This window comes from Pseudomonas urethralis, from assembly GCF_021602465.1.
Taxonomy (GTDB): domain Bacteria; phylum Pseudomonadota; class Gammaproteobacteria; order Pseudomonadales; family Pseudomonadaceae; genus Aquipseudomonas; species Aquipseudomonas vlassakiae.
On sequence record NZ_BQIJ01000007.1, the window covers coordinates 317,227 to 337,078 of the forward strand.

The window sequence follows — 19,852 nt, forward strand, 5'->3', positions numbered from 1 at the left end:
ATGCATAAAGGGGCGCAAAGCGCCCCCAGCGATTGATCAGACCACTGCCAGCTCCACCGCCCCACCCTTCAACCGCACCGGCCACACCCGCAGCCGCTGCCCGGCATCTTCCAGGCACGCCCCGCTTACCAGGCTGAAGTGCTGCTTGTACAACGGCGCCGCCACCACCAGCTCCCCTTGCAAGCTACCGACCAGCCCCCGCCCGATGATATTGGCCCCCGAGCGCGGATCGCGGTTGTCCACTGCATACAGGCTCTGCTCCAGCCCAGGCAGATAGAACAGCGCAACCTGTGCGCCATCAAGCCACACCACCACGCCAGAGTCGGCCACCAGGTCATCGGCCTGGCACACCGCCTGCCAGTTCTCCTGGGTTTTCACAGCAGCATCGGACAGGTTCATCAGACAGCCTCCTCGACGGTTGGGATCAGGTGCAGCGGTGCAGCCGGCCGGCGTTGTTCGCGTTCGCGCACGAAGTGCACGTCCGGGTCGGCGCGCTTGTCGTTGACAAAGGTGCGGAAGCGCTTGAGCTTTTCGGGGTCGTTGAGGGCGTTGGCCCATTCGCATTCGTACTGGTCGACCACATGCTGCATCTGCGCCTCCAGCTCGGCGGCCAGGCCCAGGCTGTCGTCGAGGATCACCTGCTTGAGGTAGTCCAGGCCGCCTTCCAGGCTTTCGCGCCAGACCGAGGTGCGCTGCAGCTTGTCGGCGGTGCGGATGTAGAACATCAGCACGCGGTCGATCAGACGCACCAGGGTTTCGTCGTCCAGGTCGGTGGCGAACAGTTCGGCGTGGCGCGGGCGCATGCCGCCGTTGCCGCAGACGTAGAGGTTCCAGCCCTTGTCGGTGGCGATCACGCCGATGTCCTTGCTCTGTGCCTCGGCGCACTCACGGGTGCAGCCAGAGACCGCAAACTTGAGCTTGTGCGGGCTGCGCAGGCCCTTGTAGCGGTCTTCCAGGCGCAGGGCCATGCCGACGCTGTCCTGCACGCCGTAACGGCACCAGGTGCTGCCCACGCACGATTTCACCGTGCGCGTCGATTTGCCGTAGGCGTGGCCGGTCTCGAAGCCGGCTTCGATCAGTTCTCCCCAGATCAACGGCAGCTCGTGCAGCTGGGCGCCGAACAGGTCGATGCGCTGCCCCCCGGTGATCTTGGTGTAGAGGTCGTACTTTTTCGCCACCTGGCCGATCACGATCAGCTTGTCGGGGGTGATCTCGCCGCCCGGAATGCGCGGCACCACCGAATAGGTGCCGTTCTTCTGCATGTTGGCCATGAAGGTGTCGTTGGTGTCCTGCAGCGGCACCAGCGCCGGGTCCATGATCGGCTGGTTCCAGCAGGACGCGAGGATCGAGCCCACAGCTGGCTTGCAGATATCACAGCCGACAGGGCCCTTGCCGTGGCGCTGGAGCAGTTCGTTGAAGGTGCGGATGCCCTCGACCCGCACCAGCCCGTAGAGCTCCTGACGGGTGTAGGCGAAGTGTTCGCACAGGCTCTTGTCGACAGTCACGCCACGGGCAGTGAGCTCGTGTTCGAACACCTGCTTGAGCAACGCTGCGCAGCCGCCGCAGCCGGTGGCCGCCTTGGTGCAGCCCTTGACCGCAGCGAGGTCGCCGCAGCCGCTGTCGATGGCCGCACAGACCGCGCCCTTGCTGACGTTGTGGCACGAGCAGATGGTCGCACTGTCGGGCAGTGCGTCGGCGCCGAGCGCAGGCGCACCGCCACTCTGCGGCAGGATCAGCGCTGCCGGGTCGGCCGGCAGGGCGATGCCGTTCTGGGCGTACTGCAGCAGGGCGTCGTAGTAGCTGTTGTCCCCCACCAGCACTGCACCGAGCACGCGCTTGCCACTGGCATCCACCACCAGCCGGCGGTAGGCGTGGTTGGCCTCGTCGATGAAGCGGTAGCTGCGCGAGCCCGGCGTGGCACCCTGGGCATCGCCGATGGAACCGACATCCACGCCCAGCAGCTTGAGCTTGGTCGACAGGTCGGCGCCGGTGAATCCGCCAGCGGCTTCGCCCATTAGCAGCGCGGCCAGGTTGCGCGCCATGCTGTAGCCCGGGGCGACCAGGCCGAACACGCTGCCGTTCCACGAGGCGCATTCGCCGATGGCGAAGATGCACGGGTCGCTGCTGCGGCAGTGGTTGTCGATCATCACACCGCCGCGTGCGGCGATTTCCAGGCCGCTGGCACGGCCCAGGGCGTCCTGTGGGCGGATGCCGGCGGAAAATACGATCAGGTCGGTTTCCAGGTAGTCACCGCCTTCGAAGTTCATGCGGTAGCGGTAGGTTTCACCCGTGCTGATCGATTGGGTAGCGCGCGACAGATGCACAGCAACGCCCAATGCTTCGATCTGCGCCTTGAGTGCGGCGCCGCCCTCGCCGTCCAGCTGCACAGGCATCAGCCGTGGGGCGAATTCCACCACGTGCGCTTCCAGGCCAAGGGACTTCAGCGCATTGGCGGCTTCCAGGCCGAGCAGGCCGCCACCGACCACCACGCCACGACGCGCTTGGCCGGCAGCGGCGCGAATGGCATCGAGGTCGTCGAGGGTGCGGTAGACCAGGCGGGCACTGCCGCTTGAGCCTTCGATCGGCGGCACGAACGGGTAGGAGCCGGTGGCCAGGATCAGCTGGTCATAGCCGTAACGACCCTCGGCAGTCACCACCTCGCAGCGTTCGCGGTCGATTTCCAGCACCGCTTCGCCCAGGTGCAGGTGCACGCCGCTTTTGCCGTAATAATCCTGCCCGCACAGGGCCAAAGTCTCGGCACAGCTGCCGGCGAAATACTCCGACAGGTGCACGCGGTCGTAGGCACGTTGGCGTTCTTCGCCGAACACATGAAGCTCGAAGCGCGCGAGGGCGCCGCGTTCGACCAGTTGCTCGACGCAATGGTGGCCGACCATGCCGTTGCCGACGATGACCAGTCGCTCTCGTTGCCTGCTCGCTTTTGCCTTCATAAGCCGATCCTCGATCAAAAAAAAGGCGCCTGGAGCCGAAGCTCCAGGCGCCTTTGCCTGTATTCATCACGGTGGGTGGCCCGGGTTGATCGCCGTTGATCAGTGGGCTTTGTTGTATCAGGGATGAAGCAGGGACTGTGCCAACCCAGCTTGCTGTGCTGGCCTCTTCGCGGGTGAACCCGCACCCACAAGGGCCTCCAGTGCTCTCAAGCACTGTACGGTAGCTGTAGGCGCGGGTTCACCCACGACGGGGCCAGCGCTGCCAATGCACAGTTCAAGTGCAGCGCTCCCCATCCTGGCGCACCTCAATACACATCGCGCCGATACCGCTTGGCCCTGCCCAAGGCCTCGACATAGGCATTGGCATCCACCCCGCCATGCACGGCAATCACCTCACGCAACGCTGCATCGACATCCTTGGCCATGCGCTGGGCATCACCACAGACATAGAAGTACGCCCCCGCCTCCAGCCATTGCCACAGCTGCGCGCCCTGCTCGAGCATGCGCTGCTGCACATAGATCTTCTCGGCCTGGTCCCGCGAGAACGCCGTGTCCAGGCGCAGATGCCCGCTCGCCTGCCAGGCCTGCAGCTGTGCCTGATAGTAGAAATCCGTGGCCGCATGTTGCTCGCCGAAGAACAGCCAGTTACCACCTTTCGCACCCCGTGCCTCGCGCTCTTCCAGGAAGGCACGAAATGGTGCGATACCGGTGCCGGGGCCGACCATGATCACCGGCACGCTGTCGTCTTCAGGCAGGCGGAAGTGCTTCGATACCTGCGGGAAGATTTCCACCTTCAATGCCTGAGCCCGGTCCGCAAGGAACGTTGAACACACCCCTTTGCGCTTGCCATAGCGCACGGTGGATACCGTGAGGTGGACCTGGTCCGGATGCGCGAAGGGACTGGAGCTGATCGAATACAGGCGCGGCTGCAACGGCTTGAGCAGGTCAAGCCAGGTGGCCAACGGCAACTGCTGCGGGAATGCACGCAGCACATCGACCAGCTGCCTGCCCCACAGCCAATGCTGCAGTTCCGCCTTGCACTGGGGTTGCAGCAGGTGCTGCAGCTCGGCGTGATGCGCGCTGAACACCTGCAGTTGCTGCGGCGTGACCTTGGCAATCTCCAGACGGGTTTCCAGAGCCTCGACCAGTGGCATCAGCGGCTGCCCCTTCAATTTCACCAGCGCCTGGCCATCGAGCTGCGTCAGCGCCAGCAGTTCGTCGACCAGTGCCGGACAGTTGCGCGGCCACACGCCCAAGGCATCGCCGGCGGCGTAGGTGAAACCGCTGCCGGACAGGTCGAACACCAGCTGGCGGGTTTCCTTGTTGGCACCCGGGCCGTTGAGCAGCTGATTTTCCAGTAGCGGGGCCAACCATGGTTGCTGCTTGTTGTAGCTCGCGACTGGCGCCGATTGGCTGACCGGTGGTGGCGCGCTGGCGCAGCCGAGCTCCGCCAGCAGGGCTTCGAGCCAAGCGGCGAAGGCTTCATCGAAATCCGGTTCGCAATCGACCCGCTGCAGCACGCGGCGCCCGCCCAGCTCGGCCAGACGCTGGTCGAGCTTGCGACCAAAGCCACAGAACTGGTCGTAGCTGGAGTCACCCAAGGCCAGCACGGCATAGGGCAGCTCCGCGTAGCAGGCGCCCTCCTCGCCCTGCAGGGCCTGCCAGAACGCCGTGGCGCTATCGGGCGCGTCGCCGTCACCAAAGGTGCTGGTGATCAGCACCGCACTGGCGGCGCCTTGCAGCTGGCTGGGGTTGACCGCGTCCATGCAACTGAGCTCTACCTCCAGGCCTGCACCACGCAGGCGCTCGGCACAACGCTCGGCAAGCGCCTCGCCATTGCCCGTCTGCGAGGCCCACAGCACCTGATGACGCGGCGCGGCGCGGGCCGGCGTAGCGACTGGCTGCGCGAACTGCGCAACATCAGTGTTCAGCTCAAGCGCATCGATGCGCTCGCCGGCGACCCGCGCCAGGGCCACCGCGCAATGTTTGAACGCCGGCTGCAGCGACAGCGGGTCGACTGCATCGCAGGCCACGGCATTGATCGCCAGTTGCTCGCCGATCAGATCGTTCCAGTGGAATGGCGCAAAGCAGTTGCCGGGCATGACCCGGTCACTGATGCGCGCAGGCAACACGGCCTTGCCGCGACGCGAGCGGATGGCGACCAGGTCCTTCTCGGCGATGCCCAGGCGGGCAGCATCATCTGGGTAAATTTCAAGGAAGGGGCCGGGCTCCAGCTTGTTCAGCGCCGGTACCTTGCCGGTCTTGGTCAGGGTGTGCCACTGGTGCTGCACGCGGCCGGTGTTGAGCACCAGCGGGTAGTCGGCATCGGGCAGTTCGGGCGCCGGCAACCAAGGCCGGGCGAAGAAGCGTGCCTTGCCGCTGGCGGTGGGGAACGCCAGGGCAGGCGCATGGCCCCCGGCATCGCGCAACAGGTGCTGGCTGCTGCCGTCGTTCAGGTAACGCAGCGGGCTGCGGTCAGCTTCGCGACCCGGCGCGCAGGGCCATTGCCGCGGACCTTGGCGCAATTGCCGATAGCCGATGCCGCGCAGGTCGTAGCCGGTCGTCGGGTTCCAGAAACGCCGGATCTCGTCGTATACCGCCTCGGCGTCGGGGTAATCGAAAGCCTCTGCGTAGCCCATGGCGCAGGCCACCCGGGCGATGATCTGCCAGTCCGCCAGGCTTTGGCCGGGTGCCAGCACCGCCTGCGGCATCAGCGTCAGGTTACGTTCGCTGTTGATCATCACGCCCTCGCCTTCGGCCCACAGCGCGGCGGGCAGCAGGATATCGGCGTAGCGGTTGGTCTCGGTGTCGAGGAAGGCGTCCTGGGTGATCACCAGCTCGGCCTGGCGCAGGCCGTCGATCACCTGCTGGCGGTTGGCGACGCTGGCCACCGGGTTGCTGCAGATCACCCAGCAGGCTTTCACCGCACCGGTCTTCATCTGCTCGAACAGCGCGATCGTGCCCTCACCGCCTTCGCTGCGCAGGCTGCCCGGTTGCAGATGCCATTGCTGCTCGACGAAGGCGCGGTCCGCCGCCACCAGCGCCGAACGCTGGCCCGGCAGGCCCGGGCCCATGTAGCCCATTTCGCGGCCGCCCATGGCATTGGGTTGGCCGGTCAGCGAAAACGGCCCGCTGCCGGGGCGGCAGATGGCGCCGGTGGCCAGGTGCAGGTTACACAAGGCGTTGCTGTGCCAGGTGCCGTGGACGCTCTGGTTGAGGCCCATGGTCCAGCAGCTCATCCACTCACCGGCGGTGCCGATCCATTCTGCTGCCCGGCGGATGTCGGCTTCGCTCAGGCCAGTAATGGCCGCTACGCGCGCCGGGGTGTAATCGTCGAGGAAGGCCGGCAGTTCGTCCCAGCCTTCGGTGTGACGGGCGATGAACGCGGGGTCGGTGTGCCCGTTCTGGTGCAGCAGGTGCAGCAAGCCGTTGAGCAGCGCCATGTCACTGCCGGGGCGCAGTTGCAGGAAGAGGTCGGCCTTGTCGGCCGTGGCGGTGCGCCGTGGATCCACCACGATGAGTCTGGCCCCGGCCTTGAGCCGGTCCAGCAGGCGCAGGAACAGCACCGGATGGCAATCAGCCATGTTCGCGCCGATCACCAGGAACACCTCGGCACGTTCGAAATCCTGGTAGCTGCCGGGCGGGCCGTCGGCGCCGAGCGACAGCTTGTAGCCGCTGCCGGCACTGGCCATGCACAGCCGTGAGTTGGACTCGATATGGCGTGTGCGGATAAAGCCCTTGGCCAGCTTGTTGGCCAGGTACTGGGCTTCCAGCGACATCTGCCCGGACACATACAGCGCCACGGCGTCCGCTCCGTGTTGGTCGATGATGCCGCGCAGGCGCTCGCCGGCCTGGGCAATGGCCTGGTCCATGCTGCTGCGTGCCGGCTGCTGGCTGCGTTGCTGGCGGACGTAGGCATCCTCCATGCGCCCGGCGGCGGTCAGCGGCAGGTGTGCGGTGAGGCCCTTGGTACACAGGCGGCCGAAGTTGCTTGGGTGCTGCTTGTCGCCACGGATCTTGCTGACCTTGCCATCCTCGATGCTCATGACAATGCCACAGCCGACGCCACAGTAGGGGCAGACGCTGCGTACTTCACGGGTGGTCATGGCGCTCTTCCCCTGTCAGGAACGCAAAAAGGCGCCGGCTGCCCGGGCTTGCAGAGCAAGCGGGGCAACACGGCGCCTTTGTCGTGAGTTTTGCGGGCTGTCGACGTTGATAGCCCTGGATAAGGGTCAGTCAGCAATTAGTGGGCCAGACCTTGTGGGAGCGGCCTTGTGTCGCGAAAGGGCCGCAGAGCGGCCCCAGCAATTCAAGCGATACCATCAAAATCCTGGGGCCGCTTCGCGGCCCTTTCGCGACACAAGGCCGCTCCCACAAAAGCCCTGCGCACCATGCGGTGGCAGGTGCAAGGCTCATGGCGCTATGCTGGAGCACTTTCCCGCAAGAGCTACAGCCTGCATTCCATGTCCAAGGTGATCCTCAAGACCCCCGCCCAACTCGCATTGATGCGTAACGCCGGTCAGCTGTTGGCCCGGGTTTTCGCCGAACTCGACAGCTTCATCCGCCCCGGCATCACCACGATGCAGATCAACGACCGCGCCGAGGCATTCATCGTCGATACCCTCAAGGCACGCCCGGCGAGCAAGGGCCAGTACGGCTTCCCCTACTCGCTCAACACCTCGGTGGACCATGTGGTCTGCCATGGCATCCCCAAGGTCGATGAAGTGTTGAAGGAAGGCTCGATCATCAATGTCGACATCACCCTCGAACAGGGTGGTTACATTGCCGACTCGTCGAAGATGTACAGCATCGGGCCAATCAGCGAAGACGCACAGCGGTTGGTCGACATGACCTATGAGGCGCTATGGAAAGGCATCGAACAGGTACGCCCCGGGGCGACGCTGGGTGACATCGGCCATGCCATCCAGGCTCATGCCGAAGCGGCTGGCTACAGCGTGGTACGCGAGTACTGCGGCCATGGCATTGGCCAGCAGATGCATGAAGGGCCCGAGGTGCTGCATTTCGGCCTGCGTGGCATGGGCATGAAGTTGCAACCGGGCATGGTGTTCACCATCGAGCCGATGATCAACCAGGGTGGGCGCGGGACGCGGACGCTCAAAGATGGCTGGACGGTGATCACCCGCGACCACTGCCTGTCGGCACAGTGGGAACATACGGTGGCGGTGACTGAGGATGGGGTCGAGGTACTGACATTACGGGATGAAGAGCGTAGCCGGTAAGCGCACAAACAAAAAAAGCGACCCTAAGGTCGCTTTTTTGTGGCTTCCGGGTGTTCAGTGGGCCCTGGAAGCGGAATATGGCGCAGCGGACGGGACTCGAACCCGCGACCCCCGGCGTGACAGGCCGGTATTCTAACCGACTGAACTACCGCTGCGCTAATCAACGAGTGGTGGGTGATGACGGGATCGAACCGCCGACCCTCTGCTTGTAAGGCAGATGCTCTCCCGGCTGAGCTAATCACCCATTCGTCTCGGTGAGGCGCGCATTCTACGGATGAACCAGCAGCCTGGCAAGCCATTGAAGCAACTTTTTTGCAAAATCAACCATCGCAAATTTCAGGCACAAAAAAAGCGACCCTAAGGTCGCTATCTTTGTTACTTCCGGGTGTTCAGTGGGCCCAGGAAGTGGAATATGGCGCAGCGGACGGGACTCGAACCCGCGACCCCCGGCGTGACAGGCCGGTATTCTAACCGACTGAACTACCGCTGCGCTATACATCGAGTGGTGGGTGATGACGGGATCGAACCGCCGACCCTCTGCTTGTAAGGCAGATGCTCTCCCGGCTGAGCTAATCACCCTTCGTCTCGGTGTGGCGCGCATTCTACGGAGGGGCTGCTACCCTGGCAAGCATTTTTTTATTTTTTTTCAAAAAAAACTCCAAGCCTTTCAAAGACCTAGCGCAGCCGGGGCTTTTCCTTCCTTATCGGGTCCTGCTGGCCCTCTGACAGGGTTGGCCTCAGAGCGCTGCTCGGAGAATAATGCCCGCCTTATGCATTAAGGAGAGATTGCCCCCCATGTGGTTCAAGAACCTGCTGTCCTACCGCCTGACCCAGGAAGTACCGTTCGAGCCTGAAGCGCTGGAAGCCGCGCTGGCCACCAAGCCAGCCCGCGCCTGCGCCAGCCAGGAGCTGACCACCTACGGTTTCATCGCGCCGTTCGGCAAGGGTGAAGACGCTCCCCTGGTGCACGTCAGCGGCGAATTCCTGCTGGTTGCCGCGCGCAAGGAAGAACGCATCCTGCCGAGCAGCGTGGTCAACGATGCCGTGAAGGAGAAGGTCGAAGAGATCGAGACCGAGCAAATGCGCAAGGTCTACAAGAAAGAGCGCGACCAGATCAAGGACGAGATCATCCAGGCCTTCCTGCCGCGCGCGTTCATCCGCCGCTCGATGATCTTCGCCGCCATCGCCCCGCGCCTGGGGATGATCCTGGTCAACTCGGCCAGCGCCAAGCGCGCCGAAGACCTGCTGTCGACCCTGCGCGAAGTGATGGGCTCGCTGCCGGTGCGCCCGGTGACCGTGAAGATCGCACCCACTGCGACCATGACCGACTGGGTCAAGTCGCAACAGGCTGCCGAAGGCTTCTACGTGCTGGACGAGTGCGAACTGCGGGACACCGCCGAAGACGGCGGCATCGTGCGCTGCAAGCGCCAGGACCTGACCAGCGAGGAGATCCAGCTGCACCTGAGCACCGGCAAGGTGGTCACCCAGCTGGCCCTGGCCTGGCAGGACAAGCTGTCGTTCGTGCTCGACGACAAGATGGTGATCAAGCGCCTGAAGTTCGAAGAGCTGCTGCAGGAACAGGCCGAACAGGACGGTGGCGAAGAGGCCGCGCAGCAGTTCGATGCCAGCTTCCAGCTGATGATGATGACCTTTGCCGAATTCCTGCCGGCGCTGTTCGAAGTGCTCGGTGGCGAAGAGATTCCGCAAGGGGTCTGATGTGGTTTGATAGACCGGTGCTGGCCTGACATTCGGTTGTCGCCAGCACCGGCCTCTTCGCGGGCAAGCCCGCTCCCACAGGTACTCCACAGTTTTCAGATTCTGTGGAGTACCTGTGGGAGCGGGCTTGCCCGCGAAGAGGCCGGTGAAATTCACAAAGCTATAAATAGAAAAGGAATTGCCCCATGCGTGCCCTCGCCGCCCTCAGCCGCTTCGTCGGTAATACTTTCGCCCTGTGGGTGCTGGTGTTCGCCGTGCTGGCCTTCCTGGTGCCCCAGTGGTTCATCGCCCTCAAGGTCGCCATCGTGCCACTGCTGGGGCTGGTGATGTTCGGCATGGGCCTGACCCTCAAGCTCGATGACTTCGCCGCCCTCGCCCGCCAGCCCTGGCGTGTGGCCCTGGGCGTGGTCGCGCACTTCGTGATCATGCCGGGCATGGCCTGGCTGCTGTGCCAGCTGTTCCACCTGCCGGCGGAAATCGCCGTGGGCGTCATCCTGGTCGGCTGCTGCCCGAGCGGCACGGCGTCGAACGTGATGGTCTGGCTGTCCAAGGGCGACCTGGCGCTGGCGGTGGCGATCGCTGCGGTCACCACCCTGCTCGCCCCCCTGCTGACCCCGGCGCTGATCTGGTTCCTGGCCTCGGCCTGGCTGCCGGTGTCCTTCATGGACATGTTCTGGTCGATCCTGCAGTTGGTGATGCTGCCGATCGTGCTCGGTGTGTTGGCTCAGCGCTTGCTGGGTGCGCGGGTGCAGGCGGCGGTACAGGTGCTGCCACTGGTGTCGGTGGTGAGCATCGTGATGATTGTCTGCGCGGTGGTGGCGGCCAGCCAGGCTAAGATTGCCGAATCGGGGTTGCTGATCATGGCGGTGGTGGTGCTGCACAACACCTTCGGCTACCTGCTGGGCTACCTCACTGGCCGGCTCTGCAACCTGCCGCTGGCCCAGCGCAAGTCGCTGGCGCTGGAGGTGGGCATGCAGAACTCGGGGCTGGGGGCGGCGCTGGCGGCGGCGCACTTCTCGCCGCTGGCGGCGGTGCCGAGCGCGCTGTTCAGCGTCTGGCACAACATCTCCGGGGCGCTGCTTTCGACCTGGTTCCGCAGGGTGGAAGAGCCATCGGCCGCCATTGAACAGGTTGAGCCAGCCAGGCATTGATGTGTACCCTGATGGCCACGGTGAGGACGACCTCACGACGCACCGCGTGACCATTCCGGGGACGGCCCCATCATTCGCAACGATGGAGACGCATCATGTCCTGGATCATCCTGTTCTTCGCCGGCCTGTTCGAGGTCGGCTGGGCCGTCGGCCTGAAATACACCGACGGCTTCAGCAAACCGCTCCCGACCGTACTCACCGTCGCCGCCATGGCCATCAGCCTGGGCCTGCTGGGCCTTGCCATGAAGGAACTGCCGCTGGGCACCGCCTATGCCATCTGGACCGGCGTCGGCGCCGTCGGCACGGTGATCGCCGGGATCATCCTGTTCGGCGAGTCGATGGCCCTGGTACGGCTGGTCAGCGTGGCGCTGATCATTACCGGCCTGATCGGCCTGAAGGTCAGCGCCAGCTGATACCCCTGCTCAGCGCAGGCCACCGCGCAAGCGGCTGACCTGCTCACGCAAGGCCTCTGGCTGCGCCGCCTCCACCGGGATGGCGGCGCCTGCCACGATGGTCACCCGCGACCACAGGCGCTTGAAGAAGCCCTTGGCCGGGTCGCGGCTGAAGAAACTCCCCCACAGGCCCTGCAGCGCCAGCGGAATCACCGGCACCGGGGTTTCTTCGAGGATGCGGCTGACGCCTCCCTTGAACACGTCGATTTCACCATCACCGGTCAATTTGCCTTCCGGGAAGATACACACCAGCTCACCGTCTGCCAGGTACTCGGCGATACGCGCAAAGGCCCGATCATAGGTGGCCTGGTCTTCGTTGCGCCCGGCAATGGGAATGGCACCCGCCGTGCGGAACACGAAGTTGAGCACCGGCAGGTTGTAGATCTTGTAGTACATGACGAAGCGGATCGGCCGGCGGATCGCCCCGCCCAGCAGCAGTGCATCGACGAACGACACGTGGTTGCACACCAGCAGCGCAGCGCCTTCATCGGGGATGCGTTCGAGGTCGCGGTGCTGCACGCGGTACATCGAATGGCTGAGCATCCAGATCAGGAAGCGCATGGTGAACTCGGGCACGATCCTGAAGATGTAGGCATTGACCAGCACGTTCAGCAGTGACACCACCAGGAACAGCTGGGGGATGCTCAGCTTGAGCACGCTCAGCAGGACGATGGTGAAGATCGCCGAGACCACCATGAACAGCGCGTTGAGGATGTTGTTGGAGGCGATCACCCGCGCCCGCTGGTCTTCGGCAGTGCGCGCCTGGATCAGCGCGTACAGCGGCACGATGTAGAAGCCGCCGAACACGCCGAGGCCAACGATCGACACCAGGATCCACCAGGCCTGGTGCATGCCCAGCAGCGCCAGCCAGTCGTGCGGCTGGGCGCCGGCCGGTACGTCACCTGAGTGCCACCACCAGAGCAGGCCGAACAAGGTGAGGCCAAACGAGCCGAACGGCACCAGGCCGATTTCCACCTTGCGCCCACTGAGGCGTTCACACAGTAGCGACCCGACGGCGATACCGACCGAGAACAGGGTCAGCACCAAGGTCACTGCGGTCTCGTCGCCGTGCAGCCACTCTTGGGCGTAAGTCGGGATCTGCGTCAGGTAGATGGCGCCGACGAACCAGAACCACGAGTTGCCGACGATCGAGCGCGACACTGCCGGGGTCTGCCCCAGGCCCATGCGCAGGATCACCCACGACTGCTTGAAGATGTTCCAGTCCAGCGCCATCTGCGGCGACGCTGCCGCAGCCCGGGGAATCCAGCGGCTGGCCAGGTAGCCGAGCACGGCGGTACCGACCACGCCACCGGCCACCACCGTGGCATAGCTGTCATTGGCCATCATCACCCCGGCGCCAATGGTGCCTACCAGGATGGCGAGGAAGGTGCCCATCTCCACCAGGCCGTTGCCCCCCACCAGCTCCTCTTCACGCAGGGCCTGGGGCAGGATCGAGTATTTCACCGGGCCGAACAGCGCCGAGTGGGTGCCCATGCCGAACAGCGCCACCAGCATCAGCGTGAGGTGGTGGGTGACGAAGCCGATGGCGCCGATCGCCATGATGACGATCTCGGCCAGCTTGATCGCGCGGATCAGTGCGTCCTTGGCGAACTTCTCGCCGAACTGCCCACCCAGCGCCGAGAACAGAAAGAACGGCAGGATGAACAGCAGCGCGCAGAGGTTGACCCAGATCGATCGATCGCCGTCGCCCAGGCTGAGCTTGAACAGAATGGCCAGGATCAGCGACTGCTTGAACAGGTTGTCGTTGAAGGCACCCAGTAACTGGGTGACGAAGAACGGCAGGAAACGCCGTTTGCCGAGCAAGGTGAATTGCGAGGGGTGACTCATCGTCCTTGTTCCTGAGTGTCTTTTGTCATTGGAGGCACGCGAAGCGCTGCAAGCCACAAATCTGCATGGGAAAGCCACCGCCTGGCAAGAAACACCGGGCAACTCAGGAACCCGCTCACAATTTGATATCACAGTGACATTAATTTCCTGCCAACCACTGTTCAGATTTTGTTACATGTGCCGATAATTCATATAGATGACTATATCTGACAGAAGGAACAGACCTCAGGTCTCCTCCAACGCATAAGAAAAGGAGCTCGGCAGTAATGTTTACCTGGTTTGGCGACCTCAGGATCGCCCATAAACTCTTTCTCGGTTTCGGCCTGGTGCTGTGCCTGACACTCGTGCAGTCGCTGATCAGCTGGGACGGCCTCGGCAGCCTGGTACGGCGCAGTGAGGTTGTCAGCGATGTATCGCGCCTCAACGACGCCCTCGGCGACCTGCGCGAAGCGCGCTTGCGCCATGCCATGGCCAACGGCGCACCCGCCGAGAGCAAACAGCTGCAAGTTGCACTGGACGCGTTCAAGCCGACACTGGCAAAGCTGCGCGAGGTGATGGTCAGGGCGCAGGCCCATGCGCTGATCAATAGTGCCGACCAGGCACTGCAGAGCTACAGCGGCAACCAGGCCGCCAGCTTCCGCTCCTATGAAAAGATGCGCGCGGCACAAAAGGAAATGGGCGTCCTGGCCACCCAGTCGTTCGCCAGCATCGAGCAGATTCGCAATCAGGTACGCGCCTTGCCCGATGCCGAGCAGCGTTTCGTGCGCATCGAGGCCATCAACCAGATCCGCGAAAACCTGATCCTGCTGCGCTACCACGTTCGCGGTTATACCGGTAATACCAACGCCGAGACCGAGAAACTGATGAACACCCAGATCGCCACCACGGTGAACGATCTGCCGGGGCTGGTCGCCCGCTTCAATGGCAATTTCCCGCAGCAGTTCCAGCAGCTGGAGCTGCAGGTGCAGGCCTATGCGAAGGCCGTAGAGGCGTTCCGTGGCGAGGTCAGCCACTTGGTGGACTACCGCGCCGCCATGGCCAACGACATCGAGACCCTCAACGGTGTCATCGGCCAACTGCTGGACGACCAGGCGGTGCTGGTCGCCAAAGACAGCCACTTCGCCCGCACCCTGCAAATTGCCACCACCCTGCTCGCCTTGCTGCTCGGCGCCCTGGCTGCCGGGGTGATTGCCCGGCAGATCAGCCAGCCGCTGCGCCAGGCACTCAAGGCCATGGAGCAGGTCGCTGCCGGTGACCTCGGCGAACAACCGAGCAGCCGCCGCCGCGACGAAGTCGGCCAACTGCAGAACGCCCTGCAGGGCATGACTCGCAACCTGCGCGAGCTGATCGCCCAGGTGCGCGATGGCATTTCGCAGATTGCCAGCGCTACCGAAGAGCTGTCGGCAATCACCGAGCAGACCAGCGCCGGCGCCAGCAACCAGAAGGTCGAAACCGACCAGGTGGCCACGGCCATGCAGGAAATGGCTGCCACCGTGCACGAAGTCGCGCGCAATGCCGGCGAAGCCTCTACCGCCGCCAGTGCCACTGACGAAGAAGCCCGTGAAGGTGACAGCGTGGTCAGCCGCGCCGTGGCCCAGATCAGCCGCCTGGCCAGCCAGGTGGACGCCACTGGCGAAGCCATGGGAGCGCTGCGCACCGAGAGCCAGCGTATCGGCAAGGTCATGGACGTGATCAAGGCCGTGGCCGAACAGACCAACCTGCTGGCGCTCAATGCCGCCATCGAAGCGGCCCGGGCCGGTGAAGCGGGCCGTGGTTTCGCCGTGGTGGCAGATGAAGTGCGCAGCCTGGCACAGCGTACCCAGGCATCGACGCTGGAGATCGAATCGGCGATCGGCAGCCTTGAGCAAGGCACTCGTTCGGTGAGCGAGCTGATGGAGCAGAGCCAGAGCCTCACCGAAAGCAGCGTGGCGCTGGTGCGTGAGGCAGGGGTGGCGTTGGAAGGGATTACCCAGCGTGTGTCGGCGATCCAGCTGATGAACCAGCAGATTGCCGCGGCTTCCGAGCAGCAGAGTGCGGTGGCTGAAGAGATCAGCCGCAGCGTGGTGACAGTGCGGGATATTTCCGAACAGACCGCTGAGGCCAGTCAGCAAACCTCGGCGTCCAGTGTGGAGCTGGCGCGGTTGGGCGGGCAGTTGCAGCAGATGATCAGCCGATTCCGCTTCTGACCAATAGATGCCCCGCTGCCTGTGAAGGTGGCGGGGCATCTTTCAGATTGACCGTGCCACTACCCGCGATGAGGCCAGCACAGGCGCTACATCACGCGAACCCGAACAACGCCTGTGCAGTATCCACCAGCAGCGCGCGGCGCAATTCAGCCGAGCAGCCCAAGGCATCGAACTGCTCGACAACCTTGGTAAAGCTCACCGAAGACTCATGCTGGGTATGCGGCCAATCGCTCCCCCACATCAACCGCTCGGCACCGTAGTGAGCCTCCAGCGCACACAGCGCCTGGCGCGCAAATGCCAGGTTCTGCTCCGCGCTACCCTCCAACCGGTAGATCCCCGACACCTTGACCCACACCTTGCCCTTGCCGCCCAGCGTCAACAGCTCGGCAAAGCCCGGTTGCCCAAGCCCCAGGCGGGCATCGGGCCGACCGAAATGGTCGACCACGATGTTCAGCCCATAAGGCTCCAGGGCCTGCACCAGGGTCGGCATGTCCGCCACCTGGCGGTGCAGCTCCAGGTGCCAGCCCTGTTCGCCGATGCGCTCCAGCAGGGGCCGCCATTCAGCCCCCGTCAGGTCTGGCAGGGCCTGGCCCATGAGGTTCAGGCGCACGCCCCGGACCCCGAGCTGATCCATCTCTTGCAAGGTCTCGCGCTCGACGTCCCGGTCAAGCATCACCACCCCGCGCAGTTGCCCCGGCACGGTCTTCAGGGCATCGAGCAGGTAGCGGTTGTCGGTACCCAGGAAGCTGGGCTGTACCAACACGCCATGGCTGAAACCATGGGCCAGCAGCTGGCCCAGGTAATCACCCAGCGGCGCATCGTAGCTGGGCGCGTAACGCCGCTCGCTGGCCAGGTTCAGCCCACGGCTGAACACGTGGGCATGGCTGTCGATGGCGGTCAGGTGTGAAACAGGAACGTCGGGCATGGTCATCACAGAACAGTCAGGTTACTTGGCGACAGCGCCAGCCATTGCCGGCGCGGGCGTGGCCTCGAGGTTGCGGCCACGGGTCTCCGGCAGGCACAGCGCGGCGAGCATCGCCACGCCGTAGGCGATGCCGGCATCGATACCGATTGCGCTACCCAGCGACATGGATTCGCTCATGTGGCCGACCAGGAACGGGAACACCGCCGACAGCACGCGGCCGAAGTTGTAGCAGAAGCCGACCCCGGCACCGCGCACATCGGCCGGGTACAGCTCGTTGAAGAACGCCCCCAGGCTGGCCGGGATGCCGGCGGCGAAGAAGCCCAGCGGGAAGCCGAGGAACAGCATCTGGGTATTGCTCAGCGGGAAGAACACATACGCCTGCACGGTCAGCACGCAGCACAGCGCGAACAGCAGGATGTTCTTGCGACGGCCGATGCGGTCGATCAGCAGGCCGCTGGCCACGCAACCACACCAGAAGGCAAAGATGATCACCGCCAGGTAACCACCGGAGTTCAGTACCGACAGGTTGCGTTCGGTCTTGAGGAAGGTCGGCAGCCAGGTCATGACGGCATGGTAGCCACCGTGCGCCCCGAGGCCGAGCAGGCCGCCGAGCAGGGTCACGCGCAGCAGCTCCGGGCGGAAGATGCCGGCCATCGACTTGAAGAAGCTGCCGGGGATGGCCTTGTCCTTTTGCAGGCGCTGGAAGCTGTCCGGCTCCGGCACGTTGCGGCGCACCCAGATGATCAGCAGCGATGGCAGCAGGCCGATGAAGAACATTACCCGCCAGGCGTACTCAGCCGGTACCAGCGAATAGATCAGGGTGAACAGCCCCACCGCCAGGCCCCAGCCCACGGCCCAGGCGCTCTGCACGGTGCCCATGACCTTGCCGCGGTATTTCGGGTTGATGGTCTCGGCCATCAGCACCGCACCGGCCGCCCACTCGCCACCGATGCCGAAGCCCTGCATGGCCTTGACGAACAGCAGCGGATAGAAGCCAGTGACGAACGCCGAGAGGAAGGTAAAGAAGGAGAACCAGAGGATCATCCACTGCAAGGTCCGCACGCGGCCATAACGGTCCGACAGGGTGCCACCAAGCCAACCACCGATCGCCGAGGTCACCAGGGTCAGGCCGCTGATCAGGCCGGCATCGCCCTTGGTCAGGGAGAACGCGGCGATCAGCGCGGGGATAGCCAGGCCGAACATCTGCACTTCCAGCGCATCGAGCGACCAGCCACCGAAACAGGCCCAGAACGTCTTGCGTTCCCGTGAAGTGATCTGGCGATACCAGCTGAACATGGTTGTTATCCTTCTTAGTCGTGTGTGTGACGGCCGGGCGTGCCAAAGCGCTGGCAGGCCGGCGACCGGACAGGCGAAGCCACTGCGCCGTGGCAGAACGGCGCAGACGGGTACGGGGGAAGCAGCCGGTTTAACGGCTCAGCGAATGTCGACGCGGTAGCGGAAGTGCTGCGCGTGGCCGCGCGAGCGGCGCCATTCCAGCGGTTTGCCGGCGTAATCGCGGGCCAGGCGCTCGATCACCACGACCGGGCTGTTGGCCGGCAGTTGCAACAAGCGGCCATGCACCGCATCGACCGCTTCGGCGGTCAGCGTCTCCTCGGCGTAGGCGACCACCTGGCCGCACAGCTCCTCGTAGATCGGGTAGAGCAGCGGACCTTTGCTGTCCAGGTCGACGTCGAGCAGGGGTTGGAAGGTCTGGCGCGGCAGCCAGATTTCCTCGGCAAGCACCGGCTGAGCGCCGAGCAGACGGGTACGGACAATGCGAATGACCTCAGCCTCGGCAACCAGGCCCAAGGCCTGGGCAACCGCCGAAGGGGCCGGCACCGGCTCGATGGAGAGGATGCGGCTTTCCGGCATCAGCCGCTCGCCGTTGGCGCTTTCGAAACGGAAGAAGCGGAACAGCGAAGACTGGAACTGCGGGCGGCGGATGAAGGTGCCGCGGCCCTGCTGACGCTCCAGCACGCCTTCGGCGACCAGCACGTCGACGGCCTTGCGCACGGTGCCGACAGACATGTCGAACTCGTTGGCCAGGGCGGCTTCGGTGGGAATGGCCTCGCCCGGACGCCAGCGGTTGTTGGCGATCTGCTCGATCAGATGATCGCGCAGCTGTTGATAGCGGGGTAGTCGAGCATCACCGGACAGTGGGTGCATGGGTCGGCTCTCGTCTCTTGTTATATAAACATATATATGAATTGGTCGAGAGTATTCCCCCGCGAGGTGCAGGCTGTCAATCCTCCGCTGGTCGCCGCCGCCCGTCTCAATTATCCTCCAGCATCGAATTACCCCACACCAAGGACGTGGCAATGCTCGCTGCCATGAAAGGCTATCCCGCCAGCGTCCGTCTGCTGCTGGCAACCACCTTCTCGCTGACTGTCGCCCGCGCTATCACCCTGCCCTACCTGGTGGTCTACCTGGCCGACAACTTCCAACTGTCGGTCGGCCAGATCGGCTTGCTGATCGGTGGCGCGCTGATCGTCGCCTCATTGCTGAGCCTGTATGGCGGGCACCTGGTCGACACCGTGCGCAACCACACCCTGGTCAGCGCCAGCACGCTGGTCTTCGCCCTCGCATTCGTAATCGCCATCGCCAGCCGTTCGGTGTGGCTGTTCTTCACCTGCCTGGTGCTGATCAACCTGGCCCTGGCGGTGGTCGACATCGCCGCCAAGGCCGGCTTCTGCGCGCTGCTGCCGGTGGAGCAACGGGCCGAGGTGTTCGCCATCAAGTACACCTTGAGCAACGTCGGTTATGCCGTCGGCCCGCTGCTTGGCGTGGCCATGCTGGAGCTGGACGACCATCTGCCTTTCATCGCCTCGGCGCTCACCGGCCTGGGCATGTGCCTGGCCTACTGGCGGCTTGGCGACCGTGGCCTGCAGGCCAGCACGCAGGTGCAGCCGGGCGCCGGGTTCAGCCAGGTTGCGCTAGGGCTGGCGCGCGACCGTCGACTGGTGTGCTTCACCCTGGGCGGCGTACTGAGCGCAGTGGTCTTCGGCCAGTTCACCGCCTATCTGTCGCAGTACCTGGTGGTGACCAGCAGCGCCAGCGAGGCGGCACGGTTGGTCGGTTATCTGGTCACGACCAACGCGGTGACGGTGATAGCCCTGCAGTACCTGATCGGTCGACGCATCGGCCGCCAGCAGCTGATGCCCTGGCTGCTGGCCGGCATGGCGCTGTTCATCGCCGGGCTGCTCGGCTTTGCCATGGCCGGATCGGTCGTGGCGTGGTGCCTGGCGATGCTGGTGTTCACCCTCGGTGAAATCATCGTCATACCCGCCGAGTACATGTTCATCGACCTGATTGCCCCGGAGCACCTGCGCGGGGTGTATTACGGGGCGCAGAACCTGTCCAACCTCGGGGCGGCGCTGGGGCCGGTA

At 64.3% G+C, this 19,852-nt stretch carries 13 protein-coding genes, 4 tRNA genes and 1 pseudogene; 7 read left to right on the forward strand and 11 right to left on the reverse strand.

What is annotated here, in order from left to right:
- Positions 1 to 36: 36 nt before the first annotated feature.
- From nirD to L6D64_RS14630, 3 genes are all read right to left on the reverse strand, one after another.
- A complete protein-coding gene (gene nirD / locus L6D64_RS14620) occupies positions 37 to 399 on the reverse strand; it encodes a nitrite reductase small subunit NirD (RefSeq protein WP_176507200.1) in 363 nt (120 codons plus the stop codon).
- Positions 399 to 2,948, reverse strand: coding sequence for a nitrite reductase large subunit NirB (gene nirB / locus L6D64_RS14625; RefSeq protein WP_176507201.1), 2,550 nt, complete (start codon positions 2,946 to 2,948; stop codon positions 399 to 401). Before nirB ends, nirD begins: the two co-directional genes overlap by 1 nt.
- Positions 2,949 to 3,253: 305 nt before the next feature.
- Positions 3,254 to 7,054, reverse strand: a complete 3,801-nt coding sequence (locus tag L6D64_RS14630; RefSeq protein ID WP_176507202.1) for a bifunctional nitrate reductase/sulfite reductase flavoprotein subunit alpha — start codon at positions 7,052 to 7,054, stop codon at positions 3,254 to 3,256.
- Between the two features lie 357 nt (positions 7,055 to 7,411).
- On the opposite strand from L6D64_RS14630, the gene map reads away from it, so the two are divergent.
- Positions 7,412 to 8,188, forward strand: a complete 777-nt coding sequence (gene map / locus L6D64_RS14635) for a type I methionyl aminopeptidase (protein ID WP_176507203.1) — start codon at positions 7,412 to 7,414, stop codon at positions 8,186 to 8,188.
- Positions 8,189 to 8,266: 78 nt separating this feature from the next.
- On the opposite strand, the gene L6D64_RS14640 is transcribed toward map, so the two are convergent.
- The 4 genes from L6D64_RS14640 to L6D64_RS14655 form a co-directional block, all read right to left on the reverse strand.
- A tRNA-Asp gene (locus L6D64_RS14640) sits at positions 8,267 to 8,343 on the reverse strand.
- Positions 8,344 to 8,356: 13 nt separating this feature from the next.
- A tRNA-Val gene (locus L6D64_RS14645) sits at positions 8,357 to 8,432 on the reverse strand.
- 169 nt (positions 8,433 to 8,601) lie between these two features.
- Positions 8,602 to 8,678: transfer RNA gene (locus L6D64_RS14650), tRNA-Asp, on the reverse strand.
- 13 nt (positions 8,679 to 8,691) lie between these two features.
- Positions 8,692 to 8,767, reverse strand: a tRNA-Val gene (locus tag L6D64_RS14655).
- A gap of 216 nt (positions 8,768 to 8,983) precedes the next feature.
- Between L6D64_RS14655 and rdgC the strand changes: the two genes are divergently transcribed.
- From rdgC to sugE, 3 genes are all read left to right on the forward strand, one after another.
- On the forward strand, positions 8,984 to 9,904 hold the full coding sequence (gene rdgC / locus L6D64_RS14660; protein WP_099815954.1) for a recombination-associated protein RdgC: 921 nt from the start codon (positions 8,984 to 8,986) through the stop codon (positions 9,902 to 9,904).
- A 185-nt stretch (positions 9,905 to 10,089) separates the two neighbouring features.
- Positions 10,090 to 11,055, forward strand: coding sequence for a bile acid:sodium symporter family protein (locus tag L6D64_RS14665; RefSeq protein ID WP_176509487.1), 966 nt, complete (start codon positions 10,090 to 10,092; stop codon positions 11,053 to 11,055).
- A 95-nt stretch (positions 11,056 to 11,150) separates the two neighbouring features.
- The gene (sugE, locus tag L6D64_RS14670; protein WP_054887036.1) at positions 11,151 to 11,468 is read left to right on the forward strand and encodes a quaternary ammonium compound efflux SMR transporter SugE; all 318 of its coding nucleotides are present in this window, start codon (positions 11,151 to 11,153) and stop codon (positions 11,466 to 11,468) included.
- Between the two features lie 9 nt (positions 11,469 to 11,477).
- Here sugE and L6D64_RS14675 read toward each other — a convergent pair whose 3' ends face one another.
- Complete coding sequence (locus L6D64_RS14675) at positions 11,478 to 13,355, reverse strand: MFS transporter (protein WP_176509488.1); 1,878 nt, start codon at positions 13,353 to 13,355, stop codon at positions 11,478 to 11,480.
- Positions 13,356 to 13,621: 266 nt separating this feature from the next.
- Between L6D64_RS14675 and L6D64_RS28545 the strand changes: the two are divergent.
- Both L6D64_RS28545 and L6D64_RS28550 read left to right on the forward strand, forming a co-directional pair.
- Positions 13,622 to 14,686, forward strand: a pseudogene (locus L6D64_RS28545) (methyl-accepting chemotaxis protein); the annotation flags it as partial.
- Positions 14,678 to 15,541, forward strand: coding sequence for a methyl-accepting chemotaxis protein (locus L6D64_RS28550; RefSeq protein ID WP_371870323.1), 864 nt, complete (start codon positions 14,678 to 14,680; stop codon positions 15,539 to 15,541). The pseudogene L6D64_RS28545 and the gene L6D64_RS28550, both read left to right, overlap by 9 nt.
- Before the next feature lie 91 nt (positions 15,542 to 15,632).
- Here the strand turns inward: L6D64_RS28550 and L6D64_RS14685 are convergent, their stop codons facing one another.
- The 3 genes from L6D64_RS14685 to L6D64_RS14695 all read right to left on the reverse strand — a co-directional run bounded on the left by L6D64_RS14685 (position 15,633) and on the right by L6D64_RS14695 (position 18,632).
- Positions 15,633 to 16,466: an amidohydrolase family protein gene (locus tag L6D64_RS14685; RefSeq protein WP_176509490.1), complete on the reverse strand. Its 834-nt coding sequence runs from the start codon at positions 16,464 to 16,466 to the stop codon at positions 15,633 to 15,635.
- A 21-nt stretch (positions 16,467 to 16,487) separates the two neighbouring features.
- Complete coding sequence (locus tag L6D64_RS14690; protein ID WP_176509491.1) at positions 16,488 to 17,762, reverse strand: MFS transporter; 1,275 nt, start codon at positions 17,760 to 17,762, stop codon at positions 16,488 to 16,490.
- Between the two features lie 138 nt (positions 17,763 to 17,900).
- On the reverse strand, positions 17,901 to 18,632 hold the full coding sequence (locus L6D64_RS14695) for a GntR family transcriptional regulator (protein WP_176509492.1): 732 nt from the start codon (positions 18,630 to 18,632) through the stop codon (positions 17,901 to 17,903).
- Positions 18,633 to 18,784: 152 nt separating this feature from the next.
- Between L6D64_RS14695 and L6D64_RS14700 the strand changes: the two genes are divergently transcribed.
- Positions 18,785 to 19,852, forward strand: a 1,068-nt coding sequence (locus tag L6D64_RS14700; RefSeq protein WP_236192480.1) for an MFS transporter, incomplete at its 3' end; no start/stop codon positions are given.